Raw genomic sequence first — 3,237 nt, 5'->3', positions numbered from 1 at the left:
AAAGTCGAGCATCGCGTTAAAAACTAACCTCGAAAGTCGAGCATCGCGTTAAAAACTAACAATGCCGTATTAATAAATGAGTAGAAACAAGCCTTCTCCGCCTCAGAAAAAAGGCCGATTTTTGGTCTTACTCCACAGTTTTTCCTTTTTTGATAAGATGTTACTTGCTCCATACTCTCGATTCGCGTAAAACTGTTGTCCAAAATTATCGATAATAACTCTATATTCTCCAGATATTATGTTTCAAAATAATCCGCTGCTTGCGCAGCTAAAACAGCAACTTCACGCCCAGACCCTGCGTGTAGAAGGTTTAGTCAAAGGAACTGAGAAAGGTTTTGGATTTTTAGAAGTCGACGGCCAAAAAAGTTATTTCATTCCACCTCCTTACATGAAAAAAGTCATGCACGGTGATCGGATTTCTGCGGCTATCCACACAGACAAAGAGAAAGAAATTGCCGAACCTGAGTCTCTGATTGAACCCTTCCTGACCCGTTTTGTAGGAAAGGTCCAGAAGAAAGAAAATGATAACCGACTATGGATTATTCCTGATCACCCATTATTAAAAGACACTATCCCTTGCCGCCCAGCAAACCACGTTGACCATACCTTTGAAAATGGCGATTGGGCCGTAGCTGAAATGCGCCGACATCCCCTGAAAGGCGATCGTGGTTTCCATGCCGAAATAACGGGTTATATTACGCAAGGTGATGACCATTACGCACCGTGGTGGGTAACATTAACTCGCCACGAACTGGAACGCGAAGCGCCAGCGATGCTGGATTGCCAGTTGGATGATAGTTCTATCGAACGTATCGATCTGACCGCTCTTGATTTTGTCACTATTGACAGTGCAACAACCGAAGATATGGATGATGCCCTGCACATCACCAAAAATGATGATGGCAGCCTGAAACTTTCTATTGCAATTGCTGATCCCACTGCTTATATCAAAGCGGGTAGCGAACTGGACAAAATTGCCTATCAGCGTAGTTTCACCAATTACCTGCCAGGCTTCAATATTCCAATGCTCCCTCGTGAGCTATCTGATGACTTATGTTCCCTGCGCCCTAACGTGCGCCGCCCTGCCCTGGTTTGTCAGGTTTCAATTTTCGAAGATGGTCAACTGGGCGATGATATTCAATTCTTCTCTGCTTGGGTTGAATCTAAATTTAAACTGGTTTATGACGAAGTTTCAGACTGGTTAGAAGACCGGGAAGGTTGGAAACCAGGATCAAACGCCGTAATTAGCCAAATCACCCTTCTTAAAGAGATGTTCGAACGTCGAAACAACTGGCGTCTGCAAAATGCCTTGGTTTTCAAGGAACGCCCTGATTATCGATTTATCCTTGATGAAAATGGCCATGTTGTTGATATCGTTATTGAACAGCGCCGTACAGCTAACCGTATTGTCGAAGAAGCCATGATTGCAGCAAACTTATGTGCAGCTAAAATTCTGCGTGATAAGTTAGGCTTTGGTTTTTATAACGTCCACACTGGCTTTGAACCTACCCAGATTGAGCAGGTCGTTGAAGTTCTCAAGGAAAACGGCATTGAAGCTAATGCCGAAGCATTACTGAATCTGAACGGGTTTTGTGAATTGCGCCGTGAACTGGATAAACAACCGACCCAATTCCTGGACAGTCGCATCCGCCGTTTCCAAACATTTGCTGAAATCAAAACAGAACCAGGCCCACACTTTGGTTTAGGATTTGATGCTTACGCGACCTGGACATCCCCTATCCGTAAATACAGCGATATTATCAACCACCGTCTGTTGAAAGCAATTATCCAGCAAGTGGAAATAGAAAAACCCACTGAAGATTTTTGCCTGCGATTAACAGAGCGGCGCCGAGCTAACCGCATGGCTGAGCGTGATGTTGGTGATTGGCTCTATGCCCGTTTCTTGCAGCCTCATGCTGGCACAGATAAAACATTCCCGGCAGAAATTATCGATATCACCCGTGGTGGTCTACGAGTTCGACTGGTAGATAACGGAGCTATCGCTTTCGTCCCCGGACCATTTTTGCATGCTGTTCGTGATGAACTTCAATGCAGTCAAGAAACAGGTTCCGTATTGATTAAGGGTGAAACGGTTCATCGCCTGAATGACATCATCGATGTCCGTATTGAAGAGGTCAGAATGGAAACCCGCAATATTGTGGCACGTCCTGTATAGGACTATCTTATAAATAATTTCTGTAAACATCTCTGCCGCCATAAATGGCGGCAGTTTTGCAATAACAATAAGATAATCCCTATGAGGACTTCCACATGCTATTTTCCTCAGTGCGTCGGATAGGTTTCACTACCGCCCTCGCTTCCTTACTTGGTGTACTATTCACTTTTCCAGCCAGTGCAACCGCTTATAACACTCGAATTTCTTACCCAAATAAAACATCATCTGCAATAAACCCACACAAGATAAATGAAATCATCCACCAACTTTCCATATTGGAGAAAAATGCCAATGGCCGACTTGGTGTAGTATTGATAGATACATCTGATCATTCCATCATCTCTTACCGTGAAAACGAGCGTTTTCCTCTATGCAGCACTAGTAAGTTGATGGCGGTATCCGCTATTTTGCAAAAAAACGAAACAAATGCCCACCTGTTAAATCAACGTGTTCACTATCAACAATCAGATCTTGTCGAATATAGCCCAATGACGGAAAAACATCTCAAAGAGGGGATGACCTTAGGAGAGTTGAGCGCAGCAACACTACAATATAGCGATAATACGGCTATGAATTTACTTCTTAACCAACTGAATGGCTCACATGAAGTGACACGGTTTGCCCGCACTATCGGTGATCATTATTTTCGCCTCGATCGCCGTGAACCCGAATTAAATACTGCTATTCCAGGTGATGACCGAGACACTTCTACACCACAAGCTATGGCAAAAAGTTTATATAATTTGGTGTTGGGCAATGCCTTAGCGACAACTCAACGTGAACAATTAACCGAGTGGATAAAAGGCAATACAACTGGCGGCACCAGCATTCGTGCAGGATTACCCCAAAATTGGATTGTAGGAGATAAAACCGGTCGTTGCGATTATGGTACAACAAATGATATCGCGGTAATTTGGCCAGTACCTGGCCGCGCACCATTGGTTTTGGTTACTTATTTTACTCAGCCAAATAACAAAGAAGCCAGTGCCCGTCCTGACGTATTGGCAGCGGCTACACGTATTGTGACACGGGTTAATTCGATTAATTAACCCGAATTCTGC

At 44.0% G+C, this 3,237-nt stretch carries 2 protein-coding genes; both read left to right on the top strand.

Annotation, left to right across the window (positions count from 1 at the left end; all coding sequences use genetic code 11):
• Positions 1–238 precede the first annotated feature (238 nt).
• A complete protein-coding gene (locus ABLA76_RS18040; protein WP_285810690.1) occupies positions 239–2,176 on the top strand; it encodes an exoribonuclease II in 1,938 nt (645 codons plus the stop codon).
• Between the two features lie 95 nt (positions 2,177–2,271).
• Positions 2,272–3,225, top strand: a complete 954-nt coding sequence (gene bla, locus ABLA76_RS18035) for a class A beta-lactamase (RefSeq protein ID WP_348988959.1) — start codon at positions 2,272–2,274, stop codon at positions 3,223–3,225.
• The last annotated feature ends 12 nt before the right edge of the window (positions 3,226–3,237 follow it).

This window comes from Xenorhabdus sp. SGI240, assembly GCF_040081915.1.
GTDB classification, from domain to species: Bacteria; Pseudomonadota; Gammaproteobacteria; order Enterobacterales; family Enterobacteriaceae; genus Xenorhabdus; species Xenorhabdus bakwenae.
Note: the sequence above shows the minus strand (reverse complement) of the source record. Positions and strands in the feature narration are given on the sequence as shown.

What these genes read in the sequence shown, in the direction of transcription:
- ABLA76_RS18040 (WP_285810690.1), top strand. Translation starts at nt 239, where the DNA reads ATGTTTCAAAATAATCCGCTGCTTGCGCAGCTAAAACAGCAACTTCAC.
- bla (WP_348988959.1), top strand. Translation starts at nt 2,272, where the DNA reads ATGCTATTTTCCTCAGTGCGTCGGATAGGTTTCACTACCGCCCTCGCT.